Origin of the sequence: Thermococcus barophilus MP, assembly GCF_000151105.2 — an archaeon.
GTDB lineage: Archaea > Methanobacteriota_B > Thermococci > Thermococcales > Thermococcaceae > Thermococcus_B > Thermococcus_B barophilus.
This window is the reverse complement of sequence record NC_014804.1, coordinates 765,315-785,688: the sequence shown is the minus strand read 5'-3', so window position 1 is coordinate 785,688 and position 20,374 is coordinate 765,315. Positions and strand designations below refer to the sequence as shown.

Annotated in this window: 26 protein-coding genes and 1 tRNA gene; 13 read left to right on the top strand and 14 right to left on the bottom strand. The window is 39.4% G+C overall.

Annotated features, from left to right (window positions below):
- The first annotated feature begins 55 nt into the window (after positions 1-55).
- Complete coding sequence (locus tag TERMP_RS04540; protein ID WP_013467185.1) at positions 56-334, top strand: hypothetical protein; 279 nt, start codon at positions 56-58, stop codon at positions 332-334.
- On the opposite strand, the gene lonB is transcribed toward TERMP_RS04540, so the two are convergent.
- A complete protein-coding gene (lonB, locus tag TERMP_RS04535; RefSeq protein ID WP_013467184.1) occupies positions 313-2,232 on the bottom strand; it encodes an ATP-dependent protease LonB in 1,920 nt (639 codons plus the stop codon). The genes TERMP_RS04540 and lonB overlap by 22 nt on opposite strands.
- 121 nt (positions 2,233-2,353) lie before the next feature.
- Here lonB and TERMP_RS04530 point away from each other — a divergent pair, with 121 nt between their 5' ends.
- The 4 genes from TERMP_RS04530 (at position 2,354) to TERMP_RS04515 (ending at position 4,682) form a co-directional block, all read left to right on the top strand.
- Positions 2,354-3,148, top strand: coding sequence for a DUF2666 family protein (locus tag TERMP_RS04530; RefSeq protein WP_013467183.1), 795 nt, complete (start codon positions 2,354-2,356; stop codon positions 3,146-3,148).
- A 131-nt stretch (positions 3,149-3,279) separates the two neighbouring features.
- A complete protein-coding gene (locus TERMP_RS04525; RefSeq protein WP_013467182.1) occupies positions 3,280-3,672 on the top strand; it encodes a RidA family protein in 393 nt (130 codons plus the stop codon).
- Between the two features lie 49 nt (positions 3,673-3,721).
- Complete coding sequence (locus TERMP_RS04520; RefSeq protein ID WP_013467181.1) at positions 3,722-4,330, top strand: hypothetical protein; 609 nt, start codon at positions 3,722-3,724, stop codon at positions 4,328-4,330.
- On the top strand, positions 4,314-4,682 hold the full coding sequence (locus TERMP_RS04515) for a Mov34/MPN/PAD-1 family protein (protein WP_013467180.1): 369 nt from the start codon (positions 4,314-4,316) through the stop codon (positions 4,680-4,682). The genes TERMP_RS04520 and TERMP_RS04515 overlap by 17 nt, the downstream gene beginning before the upstream one ends.
- Here the strand turns inward: TERMP_RS04515 and TERMP_RS04510 are convergent, their stop codons facing one another.
- On the bottom strand, positions 4,683-5,522 hold the full coding sequence (locus tag TERMP_RS04510) for an SDH family Clp fold serine proteinase (RefSeq protein WP_013467179.1): 840 nt from the start codon (positions 5,520-5,522) through the stop codon (positions 4,683-4,685).
- A gap of 155 nt (positions 5,523-5,677) precedes the next feature.
- On the opposite strand from TERMP_RS04510, the gene TERMP_RS04505 reads away from it, so the two are divergent.
- The 4 genes from TERMP_RS04505 to TERMP_RS04490 all read left to right on the top strand — a co-directional run bounded on the left by TERMP_RS04505 (position 5,678) and on the right by TERMP_RS04490 (position 7,869).
- Positions 5,678-6,055 carry an ArsR/SmtB family transcription factor gene (locus TERMP_RS04505; protein WP_013467178.1) on the top strand — a complete coding sequence of 126 codons (378 nt, stop codon included), beginning with the start codon at positions 5,678-5,680 and terminating at the stop codon, positions 6,053-6,055.
- Between the two features lie 27 nt (positions 6,056-6,082).
- A complete protein-coding gene (locus tag TERMP_RS04500) occupies positions 6,083-6,382 on the top strand; it encodes a MazG nucleotide pyrophosphohydrolase domain-containing protein (protein ID WP_013467177.1) in 300 nt (99 codons plus the stop codon).
- Positions 6,383-6,603: 221 nt separating this feature from the next.
- Complete coding sequence (locus TERMP_RS04495) at positions 6,604-7,053, top strand: Lrp/AsnC family transcriptional regulator (RefSeq protein ID WP_013467176.1); 450 nt, start codon at positions 6,604-6,606, stop codon at positions 7,051-7,053.
- A gap of 102 nt (positions 7,054-7,155) precedes the next feature.
- Positions 7,156-7,869: a DUF92 domain-containing protein gene (locus TERMP_RS04490; RefSeq protein WP_013467175.1), complete on the top strand. Its 714-nt coding sequence runs from the start codon at positions 7,156-7,158 to the stop codon at positions 7,867-7,869.
- Between the two features lie 59 nt (positions 7,870-7,928).
- On the opposite strand, the gene TERMP_RS04485 is transcribed toward TERMP_RS04490, so the two are convergent.
- The 8 genes from TERMP_RS04485 to TERMP_RS04455 form a co-directional block, all read right to left on the bottom strand.
- Positions 7,929-8,975 (bottom strand): SPOUT family RNA methylase, encoded by a 1,047-nt coding sequence (locus TERMP_RS04485; protein ID WP_013467174.1) that lies wholly within the window; start codon positions 8,973-8,975, stop codon positions 7,929-7,931.
- An 83-nt stretch (positions 8,976-9,058) separates the two neighbouring features.
- On the bottom strand, positions 9,059-9,661 hold the full coding sequence (locus TERMP_RS04480; RefSeq protein ID WP_013467173.1) for a 30S ribosomal protein S3ae: 603 nt from the start codon (positions 9,659-9,661) through the stop codon (positions 9,059-9,061).
- A gap of 18 nt (positions 9,662-9,679) precedes the next feature.
- Entirely contained in the window at positions 9,680-9,925 is a 246-nt protein-coding gene (locus tag TERMP_RS04475) for a KEOPS complex subunit Pcc1 (RefSeq protein ID WP_013467172.1), read from the bottom strand.
- A complete protein-coding gene (locus TERMP_RS04470) occupies positions 9,915-11,333 on the bottom strand; it encodes a DHHA1 domain-containing protein (RefSeq protein WP_013467171.1) in 1,419 nt (472 codons plus the stop codon). The genes TERMP_RS04475 and TERMP_RS04470 overlap by 11 nt, the downstream gene beginning before the upstream one ends.
- 31 nt (positions 11,334-11,364) lie before the next feature.
- Complete coding sequence (locus TERMP_RS04465) at positions 11,365-11,820, bottom strand: 30S ribosomal protein S15 (RefSeq protein ID WP_013467170.1); 456 nt, start codon at positions 11,818-11,820, stop codon at positions 11,365-11,367.
- A 79-nt stretch (positions 11,821-11,899) separates the two neighbouring features.
- Positions 11,900-12,385: an LAGLIDADG family homing endonuclease gene (locus TERMP_RS11670; protein WP_237702874.1), complete on the bottom strand. Its 486-nt coding sequence runs from the start codon at positions 12,383-12,385 to the stop codon at positions 11,900-11,902.
- Between the two features lie 109 nt (positions 12,386-12,494).
- Positions 12,495-12,806, bottom strand: coding sequence for a hypothetical protein (locus TERMP_RS11665; protein ID WP_237702872.1), 312 nt, complete (start codon positions 12,804-12,806; stop codon positions 12,495-12,497).
- Between the two features lie 75 nt (positions 12,807-12,881).
- Positions 12,882-12,959, bottom strand: a tRNA-Met gene (locus TERMP_RS04455).
- A 189-nt stretch (positions 12,960-13,148) separates the two neighbouring features.
- On the opposite strand from TERMP_RS04455, the gene TERMP_RS04450 reads away from it, so the two are divergent.
- The 3 genes from TERMP_RS04450 to TERMP_RS04440 are packed head-to-tail and all read left to right on the top strand — an operon-like array spanning position 13,149 to position 15,989.
- The gene (locus TERMP_RS04450; protein ID WP_013467168.1) at positions 13,149-14,309 is read left to right on the top strand and encodes an aconitase X catalytic domain-containing protein; all 1,161 of its coding nucleotides are present in this window, start codon (positions 13,149-13,151) and stop codon (positions 14,307-14,309) included.
- Positions 14,310-14,319: 10 nt separating this feature from the next.
- Positions 14,320-14,724, top strand: coding sequence for a DUF126 domain-containing protein (locus TERMP_RS04445; RefSeq protein WP_013467167.1), 405 nt, complete (start codon positions 14,320-14,322; stop codon positions 14,722-14,724).
- A gap of 35 nt (positions 14,725-14,759) precedes the next feature.
- Complete coding sequence (locus TERMP_RS04440) at positions 14,760-15,989, top strand: site-2 protease family protein (RefSeq protein WP_013467166.1); 1,230 nt, start codon at positions 14,760-14,762, stop codon at positions 15,987-15,989.
- Here TERMP_RS04440 and TERMP_RS04435 read toward each other — a convergent pair.
- Complete coding sequence (locus TERMP_RS04435) at positions 15,975-16,541, bottom strand: hypothetical protein (RefSeq protein WP_013467165.1); 567 nt, start codon at positions 16,539-16,541, stop codon at positions 15,975-15,977. The genes TERMP_RS04440 and TERMP_RS04435 overlap by 15 nt on opposite strands.
- Before the next feature lie 113 nt (positions 16,542-16,654).
- Here TERMP_RS04435 and TERMP_RS04430 point away from each other — a divergent pair, with 113 nt between their 5' ends.
- Positions 16,655-16,840 (top strand): class III signal peptide-containing protein, encoded by a 186-nt coding sequence (locus tag TERMP_RS04430; protein WP_013467164.1) that lies wholly within the window; start codon positions 16,655-16,657, stop codon positions 16,838-16,840.
- 32 nt (positions 16,841-16,872) lie between these two features.
- Here the strand turns inward: TERMP_RS04430 and TERMP_RS04425 are convergent, their stop codons facing one another.
- From TERMP_RS04425 to TERMP_RS04415, 3 genes are read right to left on the bottom strand one after another with little or no spacing between them, the layout of a single operon-like run.
- Complete coding sequence (locus TERMP_RS04425; protein ID WP_013467163.1) at positions 16,873-18,342, bottom strand: DUF2079 domain-containing protein; 1,470 nt, start codon at positions 18,340-18,342, stop codon at positions 16,873-16,875.
- Positions 18,335-19,321 (bottom strand): glycosyltransferase family 2 protein, encoded by a 987-nt coding sequence (locus tag TERMP_RS11255; RefSeq protein ID WP_148221065.1) that lies wholly within the window; start codon positions 19,319-19,321, stop codon positions 18,335-18,337. Before TERMP_RS11255 ends, TERMP_RS04425 begins: the two co-directional genes overlap by 8 nt.
- Positions 19,273-20,373 carry a glycosyltransferase family 4 protein gene (locus TERMP_RS04415; protein ID WP_013467161.1) on the bottom strand — a complete coding sequence of 367 codons (1,101 nt, stop codon included), beginning with the start codon at positions 20,371-20,373 and terminating at the stop codon, positions 19,273-19,275. The genes TERMP_RS11255 and TERMP_RS04415 overlap by 49 nt, the downstream gene beginning before the upstream one ends.
- Between the last annotated feature and the right edge of the window lies 1 nt (position 20,374).

Here is a 20,374-nt window from a genome sequence, read left to right as displayed (position 1 = left end):
CACTGTGCTTAAAGGTTTTTAACTTTTAATTTGGAGCTTCTGTTGGTGGTAAGCGATGATAATAGCAAAGCCCTGTGTGACCATGAAGGGAGTAGTGGTTCAGCTTTATTCTTGGGACAAAGAGATAAAACTCGACTTGGATAAAGTTTCAGAGTGCCTCAAGAAGAAGGGAATAGAGATAAAGAAGCTGATTCCAAACATGCTTCTGATAGCTGTCATGAACGGATTTGAGACAAGCATATATCCCGGAGGGAAAGTGATAATCAAAGAACTTACAGATACAAAGAAGGGGGAAGAGATTGCCAAAACTGTTTATGATTGTGTGGATGGATAAAGCGGAAGGGCTTCTTTAATCCTCTTTATGAGCTTCTCTTTCTTCTCTGATTCTTCAAGTGCTATTTCAAGAACTTGGTCTATTGTCTCAACTGGGATTATCTCTATCTTTTCAGCCTTATCTGGACTTAGGAAGACATCCTTCTCATTCGCCTTTGGAATTATCACTTTCTTTATCCCCGCTTCAATTGCTGCCTCAATCTTTGGAGTTACACCACCAACGGGTAACACTTCACCCCTAACACTTAAAGACCCTGTCATTGCTACACTCTGCTTAACTGGAACCTCTTCTAAGGCTGATATAACCGCTGTTGCAACGCTTATGCTTGCAGAGTCACCCTCAACCCCCTCATAAGTTTGCAGGAACTGAACGTGGATATCATAGTTGCTTATGTCCTCACCTTTGTAGCGTTTTATGATAGCAGAGACATTTTGAACAGCTTCCTTTGCAATTTCACCAAGCTTACCGGTAACTATTATCTTACCCTCCTCCCTGCTCGCTGCGGGGGCAACAACAGCTTCAATTGGAAGCACAATACCGCTCTGTTCTCCGATGACGGCTAAGCCGTTCACTCTACCAATCTCGCCGCCTTCTACTTTGATAACCTGATACTCCTTCTTTCTTTCAATATACCAGTCTGCAAGCTGTTTTTCGAGAGGTTTTGCAAGCTGGAGAGCCCTAAGTACATGTTCCCTTGTTACATATTTTGCTCCTTCCCTAATTGCTATATCTCCTGCGGCTCTAACAACACCACCAAGATCCCTCAGCCTTAATGTTAAATGTCCTTTTCTTCCAGCTCTCTTCTGGGCTTCTCTGACTATCTCCTCAACAGCATCTTTGGTAAAGTGGGGAATTTTCCCATCTTTCTTCACTTCTTGGGCTACAAACTGGACTAATTTTTTCCTGTTTTCTAAGGTGTCGGGCATTGTGGTCCTCATATATATCTCATAACCGTAACCCCTAATTCTCGATCTCAATGCAGGATGCATTTTTTCGACTGTGTCAAGATTTCCTGCGGCAACCAGTACAAAATCACATGGCACTGGCTCAGTTCTAACCATTGCACCGCTTGAAAGCTCACTCTGACCAGTTATTGGGAATTTCTTCTCCTGCATTGCAGTCAAAAGGCTCTGCTGCATCTTTATGCTGAGAGTCGCAATCTCATCTATAAACAGAACTCCTTTATGAGCGCGGTGTATCATTCCTGGCTCTACCCTTTCATGGGCTGGTGTTCCTAATCCACCACTCTGGAAAGGGTCATGCCTAACATCCCCAAGCAATGCACCAGCATGTGCACCGGTGGCATCTACAAATGGTGCCTTTCTCTTTCCGCAGTTATCAACAAGGAGCTTCGGCACAAGAACTTGATTCTTAAGTCTCAGGTTGGAAATCGCCATTATTGAAATTATTACCACAAAGAGACCCATTAAGAGGGTTTGGGGGCTGGGATCCATCAAGACTGCTATCATAACCACAAACAGTACAAAGAGCAGGAGATAGGACTTAATGCTCTCTTGACTCTTAGCTTTTTCCCTATATCTCTCCACTATCCTTTTTCCTTGACACGCTGGGACTGTCTTAATGCGAGGCATGTTTTCATCTTCAGGATTTGGAAATACAAGGATATCCTCCAGTTCTTCTGTTGGCAAAAGCTCAGCCATTGCCTGTCCAAGCATTGACTTTCCGGTTCCCGGTTCACCTATTAAAAGAACGTGCCTTTTCTGTCTCGCTGCGGTTTTTATAACCTCGACAGCATGCTCTTGACCAATAACCTGATCAATAAGCTTATCTGGAACTTTAATCTCCTCAGTAGTTTGAAACTCAATTCCAAGATCAAGTCTCTCCCCATACCCCTGAGACGGTTCAATTCTATCTTCTTTCTTTTCCCCCTCGCCCATTCTTAATACCCCTAATTCTCGCTTTCATGAATGGTTAAACTGTGCTAATCTTATAAACTTTTTTTATGAGGTTAGGAAAAGCTAAAATATAGGGTACTACAAAAAAGTGAAGGTGGTGGAAATGAAGATTGAGGAGCACGTAATGTTTACAGCCAAACATAAAAATTGGAAGGTTGGGGACAAGCTTCTGGTAATGAGAGACGAAAACATTGCACACTTTCTGGCAAGCATCTCCAACACTGTAAATATGAAGATTTCGGAGTATCTAATTGATGTAATTGATGTGGCTGCAGTTATGAGTCTTGCTGAAGACCTTGCTGAAGGAGAGTTGTGGGAGGTTGTTAAGGTTCTGAAATCTCCAAAAACTTCAAGAAAGATTGGAAAAATGGTGTTTGAAAGTGATAAAAAGCTCAAAAAACAGTTAGTAGATGTTGCAAAGGCATTACTTGTCAGGGAAACTCTTTCAAGAATGTTGAGCGTTTATTACCCCGAAGATCCAATAATGGAACTTAAAATAATGCTGCCATATAAAGAGGATCACATAAACTTTACAGCCAAACATGGGAGCTGGATAGTTGTAAAAAGGCTTATTATAGACGAAAAAACCGAACTGGCTGATGTAGCAAGGCTTCTGGCAAGCATAAATGAAACCATTACATCAAAGCTGCCAATCTATGCGGAAATAGATTTAAAAGGCATTGATGAATGGTTTGCTGGAGTCAAAAAGGCAAAAAGTGATGTGGAGATAAAAACCCTCGTTGACAAGTACCTCCACTTCCCTGCCCACAGATATGCACCTTCAGAATTTGAAAAGCATGCCCGGATCTATGCCTTGAGAAAAATGCTTGAAAAGGTTGGGCTTAGCCTTGATGTTCCAGCAAAACCTCTTGAAAAGTATTTGGAGAAAAAAGGTTGAAGCTGTGGATGATGATGCCGAGGACACCCGAGCAGAGGCAATGAGGACTCTTCGCTTCGCTGACTCCATATTTTATCCACCACAAAATTTTTGGCAGTAAAATGCTATTATATTAATCTGAGGTGAGAGAGATGAAGAAAGTTATGATCTTTACTGAAAATGCACCTAAACCAATAGGTCCGTACAGTCAGGCTATCCTTGTTGAAAATCCCGGCAAATTCTTGGCGATTTCTGGACAGATCCCTATTGATCCAGAAAGTGGTCAGATTGTAAGAGGAGACATAAGGGAACAAGCAAGGCAAGCAATTGAGAATCTCATTGCAGTACTTGAAGCAGCAGGGGCTACGGTTGAAGATGTAGTCAAAGTCACAGTGTATCTAAGAGATATGGGAGATTTTGAAGAGTTCAATAAGGTTTATGAGGAATATTTTGGACATTCAAAGCCTGCAAGAGCTGTCGTTGAGGTGTCAAATCTTCCAAAGGGTGTGAAGGTAGAAATTGAAGCAATTGCCATATTTGAGTGAAGCAGAAATTCTTATAATCCTCTTTAATTATCTCTATTTTGTGGTTAAAATGGAGCTGAGTCCAAGTGTGCTGGTCTTGCTGTTTCTTGAAGATTTTGCAAGAGAGACAAACTCGATAAGAAAAGGGGTTAAATATTTTGAATGGCAGAAAAGATACAATGCCTATGACGTTGCCTACTCCATAGTTGGAGCAACATTGGCCAAGCTTATAAAAGATGGCTACATCCAACTGGAGCTTAGAAAAGGATTGCTTGGTAGGAAAGTCCTCTTAACCAGAATAAAGTCAATTCCCAAAAAATACGGTGTTGTTGTGGAAGGGATAAACAGCATGCAGGCATATAAAGCAGTCCCCCTAAGGTCAGCTTTGTTTCTGTCGTTCCCTGTATCAAGGTTCCCCGCGGCATTTCTTGGGACTTATATTCTACGAAAAGAGCTTAAAGATCAAGATGAACTGAAGCTTAGAGAGGATCCAGAGGTGATCAAGAAAAAAGAAGAACTAAAAGCTATTTTTGAGAGCTTTAAAATGCAGAACGAGGAGCTCTGGAAAGGAATTATAAAAGAAGTTGACAAGGCGTGCGATTTGGTTAAAGGAAAAGAGGGGATTACCTTGTACACTCCTCTTGACATGCTGAGGGAGAAAAATGAAAGTAAAGATTAGAAGAGAGCTCTTTGAATATCTCCTCCAACTTGCAAGAGACTTCTATCCAAATGAATTTGGAGGCTTTTTGAGGGAAATAGATGGCATATTTGAGGAAGTGTTAATTATACCCAAAGGACACTTCGGAAAGCGCTCGATATTCTTTGATCCATGGCTTTTGCCCCATGACGAAAACATAAAAGGAACTGTGCATTCACATCCCACTCCCTATGGGAGACCTTCAAAAGCGGATTTGCATTTCTTTTCTAAATTTGGTGGGATTCATATAATAATCGCATATCCTTTTGAAAAATGGAGCGTAAAAGCATACACAAGTGACGGAAAGGAAGTAAAAATAGAAATTGTCGATTAGTTACTTCTTTTCCTGTCTAACCGGGTATGGCATAAACTCAACTGTTCCTCTCTGCTTCATTGGCTGGGGATAAAGCTGCATTAGCTCATAAACTTCCTCTGGGACGTCAGTGCTTACATGAAGACCAAGTTTTTGTGCCTCTTCAACAGTTATTGGATAATCATGAGTCCATCTGCCTTCTGTGAGGATTTGGGCAAGCTCTTTGGCTTTTTCTTCACCATATTTGTCTTTAAGCAATTCGTAAACAAAGTTCCTAACTTGGTTGATAGCCTTTTCCGCAACATCAGCCAAAATTAGGGTTTGATCATCGACTTTTTCTGGACCTTTCTTTTCAACTGCCCTAACTATGCTTGGAGCTGGATACTGTCCGAGCTGTGGATCAACAGGTCCAAGAACCGCGTGGGGATCCATTATTATCTTGTCTGCTGCAAGGGCTATTAAAGTTCCACCGCTCATTGCGTAGTGAGGGATTATGACTCTCGTCTCTGCAGGATGATCCTTTAGTGCTTTTGCTATTTGTGTTGCCGCTAAAACTAACCCTCCGGGAGTGTGAATAATTAGGTCAATTGGTTTATCTTTCGGAGCCATTCGTATAGCCCTTAAAATTTCCTCACTGTCCTCAATGCTGATAAACTTGTAGAAGGGTATTCCAAAAAGACCAATGCTCTCTTGTCTGTGGATCATTGTTATTACAGTTGAGTTCCTCTTTCTGGATAGTTTTTGAAGAAGCCTCGCTCTCATAAGCTGAAGTTGTCTGTACTGCATCTGGGGCCAGAGTAGTAGATACAGGAAAAACAGCCACCAGATAAGTGATCCCAAAAATCCGCTTAATGGGTCCAAATTATCACCTCCCCATGTTTTACGACCACTCTAATTTTAGTATACTAACAAAAAGTTTTTAATAATTTTGGTAACTAAACAAATTAAGCAAAAAGAATTTCACATGAAATTTTATAAAGGAGTTGTGAGAATAACCTGTATGTGGGTGATGCAATGTGAAGATTCGGGATCTCATCGAAAAGTTGAATGAAAAGCAGAAAAGAACAGTGAAAAGATGTCTTCAAAGCTGTGAAATAATAGATCTTGACGAGGAGGTTGGCATTGAAACCAACGAGAAGCTTTTAAGATTCCTGAAGCTCATTTCAAACCCAATTCGATATAAGATTCTCAAAATGGTTAAAAACAGATGGATGTGTGTTTGTTTGATCTCCCAGGCTCTTGAGGAGGACCAAACTCTTATAAGCCACCACCTCCGCTCTCTTAAGGATATGAACCTCGTTTATGAGAGAAGGGAAGGAAAATTAAAGTTCTACAGAACGAATTTAGAAGAAGTTAGAAAATACATTAAGCTCTTAGAGGCAGAGTTTAGCTGATTTTCAATATTTTCTTGGTGATCTATCATGAACAAGCTGCAAAGAGAGGTTGATAAGTTAATTCGAGAGCTTGGTGGGTACTGGGCACCATTTGAGATGCTTGCAGCACTCGTGGAAGAACTGGGGGAACTTTCTGACGAAATGCTCAAGTTTGAGAACGTAAAGGGAAATGGAAAAATGGAGAACCTGAAAGAGGAAATTGGAGACGTGCTGTTCGCTTTATTATGCATAGCAAATTATTATGGTATAGATGTCGAAAATGCTCTTCTTGCATCCATATCAAAATATCGGAATCGCGATAAATTGGATGGCAATGACAATTCGTAACTACTTTGAATTGTGTATTCCAAACTACTCCCCTAATCCCATCATTACCACTAATACTTTCATGTAACTTTTGGTAACTATATTGCCCTGTATATTCCAAAGTAACGAGGGTTTGACGTAACAACTTGTTTCACAATGTTCTGGAGGACATTTAGTATATTGGATAAGATTCGAAACATTTTTAATAAATTGTGTATAGTATAACATTGAGGTGTTTGCTGATGAGGGCTAAAATAGATAAGGTCGACATACAGCTTATCAACCTCTTGGCGAAGAATTCAAGACTTACATACAAAGAATTGGCGGAGCAATTAAAAACAACACGACAGAGAATCTCCAGAAGATTGGATAAACTTGAAAAGATGGGAGTCATCAAGAAGTATACCATAATACCAGATTTTGACAGGTTGGGGTACGTTTATGTTATACTGGGCATTACTCTTAAACCCGCAGCCCCAGTTGATGAGATAATTGAGAGGCTGAAGGATGATCAGGACATTAAGATCATTGAAAGGGCTATTGGTTCTCACAACCTTGTGATCCATTTGGTCGCCCCCAAGGATATGAAGGATATTGAGAAAAAGATACATGAGATATCTAAGAAAATAGACGGGATTGACAAGATGGACATAACATTTATCACCGAAATCGTTAAGTTTGAGATACTTTAGCTCTTTTCCTATTCCTCTTTCGTCAATAAGCGAGAGAAAATGTAATAAAGCTTCTTATTTATCCTTCTTTGATTTAAAATAACCTTTGAAATGGTGGCACAAATGACAGGGATTTCAGTGATTCAGTTCATCATGCTCGTTGTATTTGGATTCGCGGCTTATGTCTTTAAAGCACTGGATAAAATGGGCAGTGTTTCAGCTGTTTTTCTTGGAATGCTCATCCTGTATTTTGGGGGGATGTATCCTTTTCTGGCACTGGTTGTCTTTGTTGTTATGGGTGTTCTTTCTACAAGATATAGATATTCAGATAAGCTGAAAATCGGAATTGCCGAGGGAAAGAAAGGCATAAGAAGTTGGAGGAATGTTCTGGGAAACGGATTGGCAGCAGGGATATTTGTGATGTTTGAGCATGCCTTTCAACAGGATTTTCTGTGGGCAGCTACATTTGCCTCAATAGCTACGGCAAATGCAGACACACTGGCGAGTGAGCTTGGAAAAATCTTGGGGAAAAAGCCAAGGATCATCACAAATTTAAAGCCTGCAACGCCTGGATCTAATGGAGCCGTTTCTTTTCAGGGTGAACTCTTTGCATTCATTGGTGCATTGGTGATTGCTTTCATTGCAGCAGAGATAACTCAGTACAAATGGCAGATGCTCTTGGCGACACTGCTTGGAGGATTCATTGGGTGCAACATTGATAGCATTGTAGGGGCAACCTTAGAAAACAGGGGCATTGTTGATAATAACGGCACGAATTTCATTGCAACAGTTGTTGGTGGGATCATTGGAGGGATAATCTTTTTATCCCTTGTGTAAAGTTTAAAATGTGATGAAAAGGCGGATTGCTGAGAGATGATGACGACCTTAGGGGCTGATTATTCCCTTCTCCTAAGCTCTTCTTCATAAATTGTCCACAGTGCTATTAATGCACCAGGGATTCCATGTTCAGTTGCAAATGTCATGTAAGGTGCTAAGTCAACAACGTAATCCGCAAATCTGAAAAGTCCCCTCGGAATACCCTCTCGCGAACCGATGAACACAACAACTTCCTTTGCGTAATACATGTCTTTCGCCAGTTCATCTTTAACCTCAGCCAGAGTATGCCCTTTGGGGTCTGTAATTATGAGCAAACGCTTGTTTCTTCTCTTGTCTCTTATCACTTGGTATAAATCCCAAACATATACGGGAACTTTCTCGATTTTCCAGGGGTAAGCTTCCCTTTGTATCTGATACCTTGACTCCTGTCCAATCTTCACTCCTCTCAAAAATTCCATGAGCTCATAGCCGTCAATTTTTTCTTTTGGTGCTATTATTAGTTCTTTAACTTCAAATGCCTGAGCAGCTCTGCCAATTTTCTCACCGAAGTTTCTGCAGGCTTTGTAATCACCCCAGTACGGCATCTGGACTATGCTGACTTTTTTGAAAAGCTTCCTTGCATCTGTCTTCTCTGGAGTGTACTTCTTCCACTCCTCTTTTCCAACAACTGAGATGTAAGCTTTATCTCCGATTATTTCAACCAGAATTGCTTTATCTGGAAAGCTCAAATCAACTTCAGCATTTGTGAGCTCTTTTATTTTAGCCCCAAGCTGAACATTAACATCAACACTTGTGAAGTCGTGCTTTCCTCTCCTCTTAGTCTTAACGGCAAATGTCTCTCCCTCATTGATAAACTTGGCAAGATCTTCGGCGACATTTAAAATATCTTCAATTTTAGCGGGAACCTCATGTAAGACCTCAATAACTCTCTCAACTTCTGGGATTTCTAAAATCTTCTCTTTTGCATTTTTATCATCGGTTTCAACTAAAATCAGTCCGGAATACCCTTGAGGGGAAATCCAGACCTTAGAATCTTCCAAAGCTTCCTTGATGTAATTACCAGCAACTGCTTCCATTCCCCTCTGAGTTTTTATTAAAAATTTCATCGCTATCACCTGATAGGAATTGGAGAATAAACTTAAAAGCTTTAGCAGAAGCGCTTTAGAGGAGAAATGGAAGCGGAGAAAAATCAAATCTCCGGTTCAGCAAGAACCTTAATCTTTCTGATTTCTGCTCTCTTAAGCGGATATATCTTCTTTGCTTCCTTGGCAATCTCAGAAGCCATCTTACCTGTGACAGCCTCAAGAACAAACTGTGTAAACGGCAGCTCTTCAGCCTTCTTGTATATGATGTTTCTCATGATTTCTCTAATTGCCCTCTCTTGGCTTGTCTGAATTCTTCTTATTGCAATGACCATTCCCATAACTCTAAGCTTGTAGCCGTCCTTTGTTGTCACATTAAAGATACCATCAATTCTTGTTGTTCTTCTTCTAACTAAGCTCCTAATGTAGCTCCTTGCAAGCTTGTGTCCCTTGAACTTTGTGTAAGCGTTCTGCCCTTTGACGTCATAAATCTGGAAGTATAGCTTAACGTGACCCTTTGTGAAGTCTCCAGTTAAGTCTTTGAGCGTTGTTTCTATAACCCTGCCCTTAACCTTTTCAGGATCGTCTGCTGGAGTTAAACCAATCTCCTGGCTTCCAAAAAACTCGGGAGCATAAACAATATACCACTGCTTGAGCTTCCACTTATCTCTTGCAGCGGCAGCTCTTTTTCTTGGATTAGCTCTGGCCATCTTAACACCTCCTAACTTTCACAGTTTTAAACTATCTTCGGCGATCTTGATTGAAAACACCAAATCATCCAAAGCCACTATAAGGCTTTCAATCTCACCGGAGTATTTAACTTTTGTTATGACCTTACAATCTTCCCAATAAGTTTTAACCTTTAAATTTTTTGGAAGGTTTAAATTATCAACATCAATAGCTCTCGCTATTGCCTCGGCGGTTCTTTCATCGTTGTACTGCCAGATTATCTCCGCATTGGCTTTAATTTCCATTTGTCTGCTCCTCCAACGCTTTGTTTATAAGCTCTGCAAATTCCTCCAATTTGTCCTTTGGAAATCTAATGCCAGCAGCTATCGCATGACCTCCGCCTTCTCCGCCAATAATCTCCGCAACTTTTCTCAAAGCCTCTCCAAGATGATACCCCTTGGCTAACGCTCTTTCGGTAGTTCTTGCTGAGCCTTTAACGAGGCTCTCATCTTCCTCACTGTCTGCCAAAATAATCACCGGCTTTTCTGGGCTTGCAAGTCTTGAACTTATTGCAATGTTTGCTGCTATGCCCACGAGAGTATCTTTGATGTTTTTACCCGCGTAAAAGACGTAGACATTTTCCTTTTCAATAACACTGCTGTTCCAATTTTGTATTAAATATTTTCTTGCCTCAATCTGCTCTTTCTTGTACTCATCGACCAGCTTTAGTGCGGCTTTAAATGCATCATCATCTCCCAAGCATATTGCTACTCCAAGGGTGCCTGCGTTTAGTCTTCCAGTTGCATTGAGCAGAGTAGCGAATTCTCTTGCCTCGTGTCTTGGATCTCCTTCTTTGTAGACCTTTATTAGGACTACATCTCCGATTATTCTGTCGATCACTTCTTTCCCAGCTCCGTGTTTGATCAGATGAATTACAATCAAGTCATTGAATCTCTTCTTTTCTTCTTCTCTGAGCTGCCAGTAGTACATATCTGGGTCAAATCCCTTAGCCCTGAGGAATTCAATGGCCTTTCTCTCATCTCCGGTAATTTCTGGAATCTCTGGATTAGTGGCATAGGCGAGCATTTGGTAGAGCTTCCTCGTCTCCCTTCCATAAAGCCTAATCTCCTTCCGTATTTCAATCAAGTCAAGTTCTTTTGCATCTTCTATTATGTCCAAGTTCATGCCGTGGAACTGCCCATCTATTTCCTGCATATCTCCAACGGCACCAACTAAGGCCAAATAGCTTAAATCCCTGTTCTTCTCATTAATCTCCCTTGCAACAAAATAAGCAACTCCAGAACCGCTTAGATCTCTAACGCTGTCGGCTCCAAATTGTGTTGGGTTAACTAAGATGTGGTTATCGTTCTTAATCTCTCCATCCTCTGGTGGATGATGATCAGCTATAACAACACTTGCATCACTGAGGTGTTTCTCAATGAGCTTTATTGATCCACTACCTAAATCGCTGAAAACGTAAATTTTCTGCTTTTCATTTGCAAGTTCCGTGATTAAATCCTCGCTGAGCTGTTTAACAATGCTCAAATGAAAGTTCCCGCCTTCCCGTGCAATTGCCTTTGCAAGAATGGCGCCAGCAGTTATCCCGTCGGCATCTCTGTGGGAAATGATGCGTATAGTGTGCCCTAACTCGATGTGCATTTTTATCAGTTCGGCACCTTCCCTAACCTTCTCCAAAAAGCCGCTCTTGTCCATCCTATCACCTTAAGAAGGAAAAAGTGAGAAATCAGCGAACTAAGAGTTTTGCCTGCTCTGGATCGTATCTCCACTTTGGTGGAAGCTTTCCTGTTCTTCTGTAGTATTTCACAAGTCTTCTGATCTTGCTTTCAATGAGCTGAAGCCCTCTCCTTGAGTGTATGTCCTTGGGATGTTCCTCGAGATGTCTTCTCAAGTTAACTGCCCTCTTAATGAGGAACATCAAATCCTCTGGAATTTCTGGTGCTAAGCCGTTCTCTTCAAGGATCTTGGTTATCTTTTTGCCTGTAATTAGCTTAACGCTTGGAATTCCATACTGGTCTCTGAGAATAGTCCCTATCATAGCCGTGCTGTAGCCTTCTTTCCTAAGCTTTATGACAAGGTTCTCAACTTCCTCAGCTGTGTATTCCACCCAAGTTGGTGGGGCAGTCCTTGGGGGTCTTTTTGATCCCGATTTACCTCTCTTTCTCGCATGTATCCTTGCCATATATAACACCTCCTTGGTGACGGCCAGCTCCCGCCAGCCGCCCCTTATGGCATAGCCAATTGGAATTGCCAAGGTGTGTTTAAAAACTTTTGCCTGTTGAGTTTTTAAGTTTGTATCCGCGAGGAGTTTTGTAGTACAATCTATGCCACTTAGAAATAGCCTTATCATCAGGTAGATCCATGAGTTGAATAGCAAATTGGAGCTTCTTCATTTTTGTTGATGAAGAAAATCCCACGAGCTCAGCAAAGCGTTTCACGTCTGCTTTTCGACTTACTGTTAGAGTATACATATCGACATTAGACGTGTATTTAATGCCGCGGATTACAACTTCTTGTCCGATGAGATTAGACCTTCTAATAGTTGAACTTATCCCCAACTGAGCAAGCATATCCTTCACAGCTCCAATGGTCTCCAAATTGGAGTTAGCAACACCGACCATAACTCGAAATCTGTTCTTGGCCTCAATTATTGGATAGCCCTCACTGTCAAAGAATCCTCTTAGGAAATCAGCTGGATAATTCCCTGCAGTCTCAATTAATTTGTCAATGGATTTATTGAGAAACATAAAAAGCTCTTTGTTACTGGCTTCTACATACCATCTATTAACACGTGAGGTGTCTCTCTCAAAGCCAAAAGTTGAGTTAACACCATTTAAAAATGTCTCCGCGAATCCTTTATCCACTACTTTGAAGTTTTATTAGATACCTTCCGTTGGATTTTCGATGAATGCTCCCATCACCCAAATAAACTCCAATTATGTATGAAAGCTCGGGAGAAGGTTTTAAGTTAATGCGTTTTATTTTGTTGAATGGATTACTGTATCCTTTGTACCATCGAATCACGGTCGCTTTAGAAACTTTGACGTCAAATTCTTCAGAAACTTTGCTGACAATCTTCTTGTAACTAACTCCCTCTTTCCGTAAACTTATGACAAACTCAATAAGAATTTGCAATTCTGTTGGAGATAACTCTTTCAAACTACGCATAGTTATAAGAAAACATACATCATTAAAAACGTTTCTAAAAACATTACCCAAAATTGGACGTACAAATGTATACATTGGTAGCGGGGGGAGGATTTGAACCTCCGACCTCCGGGTTATGAGCCCGGCGGGCACTCCTAGCTGCCCCACCCCGCTGCACAACCCGATACATACTAATATATGGTAAGTTTATAAACTTTACTATTCAAAAACTCCGATTACAAAACTCTTTTGTTTAATTTGCCTAATCTTAATAGCAAAATAAGGCTTTACGGCTCTACATGTGATGTTTCGAAGAGTGTAAAAGCTTTAAACCCTCTATGAGATATCTCTTATGGTGATAGCATGTATCTAACAAAGGAAGAAGAGCTGATTTTAGCAGGAGAGTACGGATATGCTCTGCAGAAAGCCATGGAGATTCTTGTTGCCCTCGGAGAGATTTATGGAGCGGATAGGCTAATTCCAATCAAAAGTGCCCAAATAGCTGGAGTTTCTTATAAAAACATTGGGGATGCTGGCATAGAATTTTTGAGAGATTTTGTAGATGCGGGAGCTAAAGTTAGTGTTTATACAACCTTAAATCCTGCAGGAATTGGCAATGAAGAGTTCATGGAAAAACAAAGAGAGGTTCTGGAGCTTTACAAGGCGATGGGGATTGAGATAACTTCAACATGCACCCCATATTATGGGGCAAATCTGCCAAAATTTGGTGATCACTTAGCTTGGAGTGAAAGTTCTGCCGTAAGCTTTGCAAACTCTATCATAGGTGCAAGAACGAACAGAGAGGGTGGACCCTCAAGTCTGGCGGCTGCAATTGTGGGAAAAACACCAAACTATGGGCTTCACTTAGAAGAAAACAGAAAAGCAACGGTTATTGTTGAAATTCAAGCCAAAGTTAAAGACTTTGTTGATTACAGTTTTTTGGGGTATCACCTTGGAAAGATACTTAAAAATGATGTTCCTTATTTTAGAGGATTAAGACCTGAAAAGACAGATTATTTGAAAGAGCTTGGTGCCTCAATGGCTGCAACAGGCTCAATTGCGTTATATCATGTTGAGGGGGAAACCCCGGAGTATAAAACTGCCATTACAGATAAGCTTGAAAGAATACAGGTTGATGACAAAGAGCTCAAGGAAGTTAAAGAAAAGTACAACGCTGGCTGGGATGAGATTGATGCCATTTTAATTGGCTGTCCACATGCTTCAATTCATGAAATAAAAGAAGTCGCTGAGCTTTTAAGGATGAGGGGAAAACCTCTGAAAGTTCCTCTCTTCATAACGGCAAGCAGGGTCGTGAGATATTTAGCAGATTCTTTGGGCTACACAGAAGTCATAGAGCGCTATAATGGTAAGATTGTTGTGGATGCATGCCTAATTGTTTCACCAATCAAGAGTTGGTACAAGGGAATTGCAACGAACAGCGGAAAGGCAAGCTTCTATTTTTCATCAGCTGGACTGAAAGTAAGACTCGATAATACGGATAAGCTGATTCTTGAAGCTCCGTGAGGTGGGAGGGATGAAGCTTAAAGGAAGAAGGATAACAAAGGGAAAGGCTAAGGGAATTGCTCTGGTTTCTCGAAGACCTCTCTCATTTTTAGGAGGAATTGATCCAAAAACTGGAATTATAACTGATGTGGAGAGCGATATAAGGGGAGAAAGTGTTAAAGACAAAATCCTTGTATTTCCCAGGGGTAAAGGTTCAACTGTCGGCTCTTACATTATTTACCAGCTCAAAAAGAACAACGTTGCTCCAAAAGCCATTGTAGTGGAAGATGCAGAGACAATAGTGGCAACTGGTGCAATAATTGCAGAAATCCCGATGGTGGATAGAATTGACATAAGGAAGATTAAAAACGGGCAGATCATTGAAGTTGATGCGGATAGGGGAGAGATTATAATCCATGAAGAGGAAGGCATTTAAATAGTAGTTTTAAAATAACAAGGTAAGGTGGAAAAATGCCGAAAGGAATTTATGAGTGTATTGACTGCGGTTATCGAGAAGTGAGGGAATCTACAGAACCGTTACTTGAAAGGTCTTGTCCTAACTGCGGAGGAGACATGGTTCTTGTGGGGTTTACTGAAGAGATTGAAGCTGTGGAAGAACCAATTTCCCAGAAACTGATTCAAGAAATTAAAAAATTTTACGATATTGGAGGAGTTCTTCGGCAGGAGGCTAATTTGCTTGCTTTTGAAGTTCTATCAATTAAAGAAGAGAACTTTGAGGTTGTGCTGAGAGAACTTGAGAGCTTAGGATACTGGGCGGCTTTAAAGAGAAGAGGAGGAAAAATTGTACTTTATGTATTTCCTGCACAGCATGTTAAGAGTGAAAACCCTCTTATAGGGATTCTATTGTTTGTTGCCACGCTCATAAGCACTTTTGGGGCAGGCTATTTGTTGTCTCTTGGCTATGTTCAGGCTTTAGATCAGTACAACCTTCCCGGAATCAGAAACATTTACCTCAATGCCCTGGCATTTTCAATAAGCATAATGGCGATCCTTGGAACTCATGAGATGGGGCATAAAATAGCGGCAACACTCCATGGTGTTAAGTCCACGTTTCCATATTTCATACCATTCCCCTCGTTTATCGGGACAATGGGTGCTGTGATCAGGGTAAAATCTCCGATTCCAACAAGGAATGCAGCTATTGATCTGGGAGTTAGCGGACCTCTTGCTGGATTTTTAGTTGCTCTTCCCGTTTCAATAATAGGACTTAAGCTCTCCTTAGTCCTGCCTGCTTCAATTGTGAATCTTAAGGAAGGAGGCATAATTTTTGGAACCAATTTGTTTTTCATGATTCTTGAAAAGTACTTCCTTCACCTTGGAGAGGGGTATGTTATTCTGTTTCATCCAGTTGCGATAGCTGGTTGGGTTGGTATTTTGGTAACATTTTTGAATTTAGTTCCTGCAGCACAGCTTGATGGAGGACACATTGCAAGGGCATTTCTGAATGAAAAGATGCATGCATATTTAACTTTTGGATTGGGTTTTGCATTAATAGCGCTGAGTTACCTTTGGGTAGGCTGGCTAATATGGGGAGGAATAATTCTCCTGATGGGAAGAATAGGGAATCCCGGAGCTCTTGATGAAGTGTCTCCCATTTCATTTAAAAGAAAAATACTTGCAGTAATTGCTTTGCTGATTTTTGTTCTTTCTGCAACTCCGGTTCCATTATCCACTTCTTAGCCTTCTTTCTTTTAGTATCTGCTCTATATCATAATAAATTGAGTCCCTTGAAACTCCAAATGTTCTTGCAACTTCTGAGATGTTTAGAACTTTGGGATTGTAGTTGAATAGCTCTAAAGCTTTGGCAAGTATCTTCCTCCTTTCCTTTATGCTTAATTTGCTAAACTCGACTTCGTGGAGGGGGATATTGTACACGATAATGCCCACAGCATATGTCCTTCTTGTTACTGGGGTTGTATAAGTTCCAATTTCGAAATCTACTATTTCCATAGTGCTTTTTATCTGTTTGTTAAGGGCATCTTGGAGTTTTTTTAATGCATCCCTCTTGTTTCTCGCACTGGCATATGCAGTTATCAGACCTTTTTCAGCCGGCTGGCTTTCGTCGATGTCCAAAGCTATTATGACGTTCATAAAAGCTCCAAAATTTAAAGAAATTTTTGATTTTTCTATTTTACCTGGAGTTTTTAGAAATTCTTCTTTTGATGTTGTTTTAATATGATTTAAGCATTCTTCAATATTCGCAGACTCTGCTTGGAAAATTTTTAACACCATTTGGGACACCTTGCATAATCATTATTGAGTATAATCATCTCAAATTTGAGTAAAAAGATATATAACTTTTTCTTTAGTAGGAATGATGAAAGAAGCATACGGAGGTGATGTAAATGAGGAGGAAGGCACAGGGAGCAATTGAATACCTGTTCATGATTGCTGCGGCTTTGATTATAATCGCTATCGTGTTAAGATACCTGAAGGGAACTGGGAGCTCAACAGGTAGTGCAGTTAGCAGTGCTGCAAGTGCACTTACAAGCCAGGTTGCAAGTGAACTAAGTGCGGCTGCAAGTGCTTGATGGGTATTTTTCTTCGTATCTTATTGTAGCTTTTAATTTTTACTCGTTACCTGTCTGATTTTTGCCAGTAACTTCTGAATATTATCACTGTTAACTTTGTCGTATCTTACATATATCTCGATTCCTTTGAATGTGTATAGTTTATATTTCTTGGAGATATTGAATAGTTCAAAGAAATAGTGAACGTCATAGCACCAAGTATCGTCTTTTTGTATACAATATAGAGGTATGTAGGGATCAAGTAGGAGTATATCTGGTGGATTTGTCTGGTTATAAAATAGGTAGGTTTCTTTTCTATTTGCCATGTGTGGGTATATTGTTGGTTGGGGTAGGACTGTTAAGTTTGTGACTGAGATAATATCGATGACATTTTTTAACATCCTATCATGTTCGCTTGGAATTGGAAAGCGTGGATCCTTGTACAGTATTGGGAAGTATTCCTCGATTCCATATGGTGGTATTAGCGGAGAGAAAAGCACGCTTATAAGAAGACTTGTCAAAATAATTTTCTTTATGCTTTCCCAGTCCAACTTTTTTATTTTTATTGCGTATGTTGTAGCTATGAACAGCAATGGCACAACCATATACTGGTACTGATATCCAATGGCTATTTGATATATCCTCGAAGAAAGAAGGTTTTCGAGCATTGGAACTCCAAAAAGGAATATATTTGGAGGAAAGGTATAGGGAATGAATCCAACAAAGACCCCGTGTAGTAGGATATATGCTATTTTTTCAGGCAAATAGGAGAGGGGATTTGAGTATCTGTTTGTGTATCCATAATGTCTTCTAGCACTATAATGGGGAATTAAGATAAAGATTGAGAGCAGAATCCATAAGATTCCTAAGAGTGTTAGAATTATTAACGGCCATTCTTCTCTTTTGAATCTCAGTTTAAGTCCTTTTTTTATTGTGACTTTTAATGAGAAGTTATTTGATTTTAATAAGTAGTATGAGCCTAAGCTCACTAGTGCTATTCCAGCATCTTCCTTAACAGAAAGAATAAAGAGAGATGCTATAAGAGCTTTTTTATATTTTCTCTTTTCTAAGTAGTATGCAGTTAGAAAAATAAATGGAAGCGCGAGAGAGACTGGATGAAAGTCGTATCTAATTAAGCCAAGCAAAAAGGGATTTAGGAAATAGAGCAACATTAATCCGAAAGAGATGTCTCTGTTCTTTAAGATTTCGTTTGCAAACTTGTAGAAAATTAAACCACTTAATGCTACAGAAAGAGCTTGCAAGATGAGAAGGGTTTCTGCATATGGGAAGAGTTCGTAAAGTGGGAGGATAAGGAGGAGAATTGGTTCTGAGTGCCCTAAAAATGCTATTCTCTTTGCCCCATAGTGGGATATTTTCCTAATATATATGCCTAAATCAAAAGCTGACGTAAAAAATACATGGTATCTTAGAATCGAATAAATAAGTTGTAATATAAAAATAAAGGCACAAATTAGGATATATTTAGCAACTTTTTTTCTATCTTTTGTTGAATTCTCACTCATTTATGCCCTCCTTACGAGCTCTCCATCTAACTGATATTTTTATATTTTTGAGATATTTGATATATATTAGTGAGATTACTTTTAATAAAACCCAACTTATGCCTTCTAGGGGGTACTTTATAGATAATCTTAGTAGGGTTAATAGTAACATGCTATAAGGAGGTTTTCTTAATTCTTCCTGTGCAATATTACCAAATCCTATTATAATATCTTTGGGTATACTTCTAACTCTCACCTGATATCTCAAGTAATTTTTAAGAGTTGGATTAATATGAACAATTACTTTTGCATTGGGTTGAAAGACAAACTTCTTATTTTTACTAAGAACATCAAGGTAAACATAAAGGTCATCTCTAAGCATATTAGTTGGAAGTTGTAGCTCTTTATAAATATTCCTTGGAACTGCCATAATAGCACCGGTAGCACCATATACTCCAAAATTCGAACCTATCTCTTTTAATAGTTTGGCAGAAAATTTATATGCCCATGTAATAATTTTATTAAAGACAGACATATTTATTGAAGAGTACGAAGAAATTTCGTACCATCCACTAACTAGACCAATGTCTTCATTCTTAATCAAGGGATATACCAATCTTTTTAGAGTATATTCATCCATTAAAATGACATCTGAATCGAGTAACACTAAATATTCAGATGAAGCTATTCTAAAAATTATATTTAGAGCATTAGCCTTGCCTATATTATGCCGTAAATTTATCACCTTTAAAACTATGTCTCTCTCGATAATCGAGCTAATCTCCATAATTTTTTTAAGAGTATTATCAGTGGATCCGTCATTAATGATAATTATTTCACGTATATTAACTCCCTTTTGGCAAAGAATTGACAATAATAATTTTTGAATATTTTCTTGTTCGTTATAAACAGGGATCCCTATTGAAATACGTGGGAAGTACATTACTAGAATCACCTTTCTGAGATTATTTGGATTATATATTGCATACTTCTCTCCCAACTAAATCTTTTCGCCCATTTCCTGGCATTATGAGAAAGCTTCTTTCTAACTTTGGGATTTTCTAAGAGGCAAATTATAACTTTACTAAGTGCTTTAATGTTCCCGTTTCTCACCAATATCCCATTGTAACTATTTCTTACTGAGTCCCTTAATCCTGGTACATCATAGCTGACCACAGGAGTACCACAGGCATTTGCTTCAATAACACTTATCCCCCATCCCTCCTTTAGCGATGTTATCACATATATCCACGATTTACTCAGAAGTTCATTTTTTAAAGAATTTTCCACATTGCTGTACCATTCTACGTAAACATTTAGTTCATCTGCGAGTTTTTTCAGTTCATTACAAATATTATTATCCATTTTTCCAGCTATTATTAGTTTTACATTTTTAATTTTTCTCTTAGTTAAAGCAAGTGCCCTTATCACGTGATCAATCCGTTTGTATCTTTTTACCCTGCCGAAATAAATGACAGTTGGGTCTTTGAACTTGCTTATGATAGACTGGGTGGATAGTTTTTCATAATCAACACCATTGTACACAATCTTTATTTGTTCAGGCTTAATTTTTAATCTCTCTATAATTTCTTTTTTTGTAGAAGGTGAGACACTAACAAAAAGTTTATTCTTATAAATATACGGCATTAGTCTGCCTTCCAGAAACTTTCCTACCAGATTAAGAGGAAATGAAAGCTCTTTATCAAAGACATCTAAGTGTACATGGTGCATGACACATATAACATTGTTGAATACTAATGGAGAAAAGAAGGGAATTCCATTTTCAGAGTCGATTACCACATCAAATTTCTTCCTGTTTTTGGCGAGATACCAGAGAGCCCAGAGGTATACTGTAAACTTGTTGCCTCCCCTTACAATTTTAATTTCATTAATCTTGTCTTTCTTTGGGATTTGTGGGTAGTATTCTCTCCCAAAAAATACAACAGAGTGTCCCATCTTTGCTATTCTTTTTCCAATTTCATATAGATATTTTTCTGCTCCTCCTGCTAGCGGATCGTTAATTTCTCTCCAGTTTAGGATTAATATCCTCATT

Excerpts from the sequence above, each read along its gene's own strand:
- TERMP_RS04495 (WP_013467176.1), top strand. The coding sequence starts at position 6,604 with ATGAGGGCTAAAATAGATAAGGTCGACATACAGCTTATCAACCTCTTG.
- TERMP_RS04525 (WP_013467182.1), top strand. The coding sequence starts at position 3,280 with ATGAAGAAAGTTATGATCTTTACTGAAAATGCACCTAAACCAATAGGT.
- TERMP_RS04465 (WP_013467170.1), bottom strand. The coding sequence starts at position 11,820 with ATGGCAAGGATACATGCGAGAAAGAGAGGTAAATCGGGATCAAAAAGA.
- TERMP_RS11665 (WP_237702872.1), bottom strand. The coding sequence starts at position 12,806 with ATGCGTAGTTTGAAAGAGTTATCTCCAACAGAATTGCAAATTCTTATT.
- TERMP_RS04520 (WP_013467181.1), top strand. The coding sequence starts at position 3,722 with ATGGAGCTGAGTCCAAGTGTGCTGGTCTTGCTGTTTCTTGAAGATTTT.
- TERMP_RS11670 (WP_237702874.1), bottom strand. The coding sequence starts at position 12,385 with ATGTTTCTCAATAAATCCATTGACAAATTAATTGAGACTGCAGGGAAT.
- TERMP_RS04435 (WP_013467165.1), bottom strand. The coding sequence starts at position 16,541 with ATGGTGTTAAAAATTTTCCAAGCAGAGTCTGCGAATATTGAAGAATGC.
- TERMP_RS04485 (WP_013467174.1), bottom strand. The coding sequence starts at position 8,975 with ATGAAATTTTTAATAAAAACTCAGAGGGGAATGGAAGCAGTTGCTGGT.
- TERMP_RS04480 (WP_013467173.1), bottom strand. The coding sequence starts at position 9,661 with ATGGCCAGAGCTAATCCAAGAAAAAGAGCTGCCGCTGCAAGAGATAAG.
- TERMP_RS04415 (WP_013467161.1), bottom strand. The coding sequence starts at position 20,373 with ATGAGGATATTAATCCTAAACTGGAGAGAAATTAACGATCCGCTAGCA.
- TERMP_RS04470 (WP_013467171.1), bottom strand. The coding sequence starts at position 11,333 with ATGGACAAGAGCGGCTTTTTGGAGAAGGTTAGGGAAGGTGCCGAACTG.
- TERMP_RS04450 (WP_013467168.1), top strand. The coding sequence starts at position 13,149 with ATGTATCTAACAAAGGAAGAAGAGCTGATTTTAGCAGGAGAGTACGGA.
- TERMP_RS04490 (WP_013467175.1), top strand. The coding sequence starts at position 7,156 with ATGACAGGGATTTCAGTGATTCAGTTCATCATGCTCGTTGTATTTGGA.
- TERMP_RS04500 (WP_013467177.1), top strand. The coding sequence starts at position 6,083 with ATGAACAAGCTGCAAAGAGAGGTTGATAAGTTAATTCGAGAGCTTGGT.
- lonB (WP_013467184.1), bottom strand. The coding sequence starts at position 2,232 with ATGGGCGAGGGGGAAAAGAAAGAAGATAGAATTGAACCGTCTCAGGGG.
- TERMP_RS04530 (WP_013467183.1), top strand. The coding sequence starts at position 2,354 with ATGAAGATTGAGGAGCACGTAATGTTTACAGCCAAACATAAAAATTGG.
- TERMP_RS04440 (WP_013467166.1), top strand. The coding sequence starts at position 14,760 with ATGCCGAAAGGAATTTATGAGTGTATTGACTGCGGTTATCGAGAAGTG.
- TERMP_RS04540 (WP_013467185.1), top strand. The coding sequence starts at position 56 with ATGATAATAGCAAAGCCCTGTGTGACCATGAAGGGAGTAGTGGTTCAG.
- TERMP_RS04475 (WP_013467172.1), bottom strand. The coding sequence starts at position 9,925 with ATGGAAATTAAAGCCAATGCGGAGATAATCTGGCAGTACAACGATGAA.
- TERMP_RS04445 (WP_013467167.1), top strand. The coding sequence starts at position 14,320 with ATGAAGCTTAAAGGAAGAAGGATAACAAAGGGAAAGGCTAAGGGAATT.
- TERMP_RS04515 (WP_013467180.1), top strand. The coding sequence starts at position 4,314 with ATGAAAGTAAAGATTAGAAGAGAGCTCTTTGAATATCTCCTCCAACTT.
- TERMP_RS04425 (WP_013467163.1), bottom strand. The coding sequence starts at position 18,342 with ATGAGTGAGAATTCAACAAAAGATAGAAAAAAAGTTGCTAAATATATC.
- TERMP_RS04430 (WP_013467164.1), top strand. The coding sequence starts at position 16,655 with ATGAGGAGGAAGGCACAGGGAGCAATTGAATACCTGTTCATGATTGCT.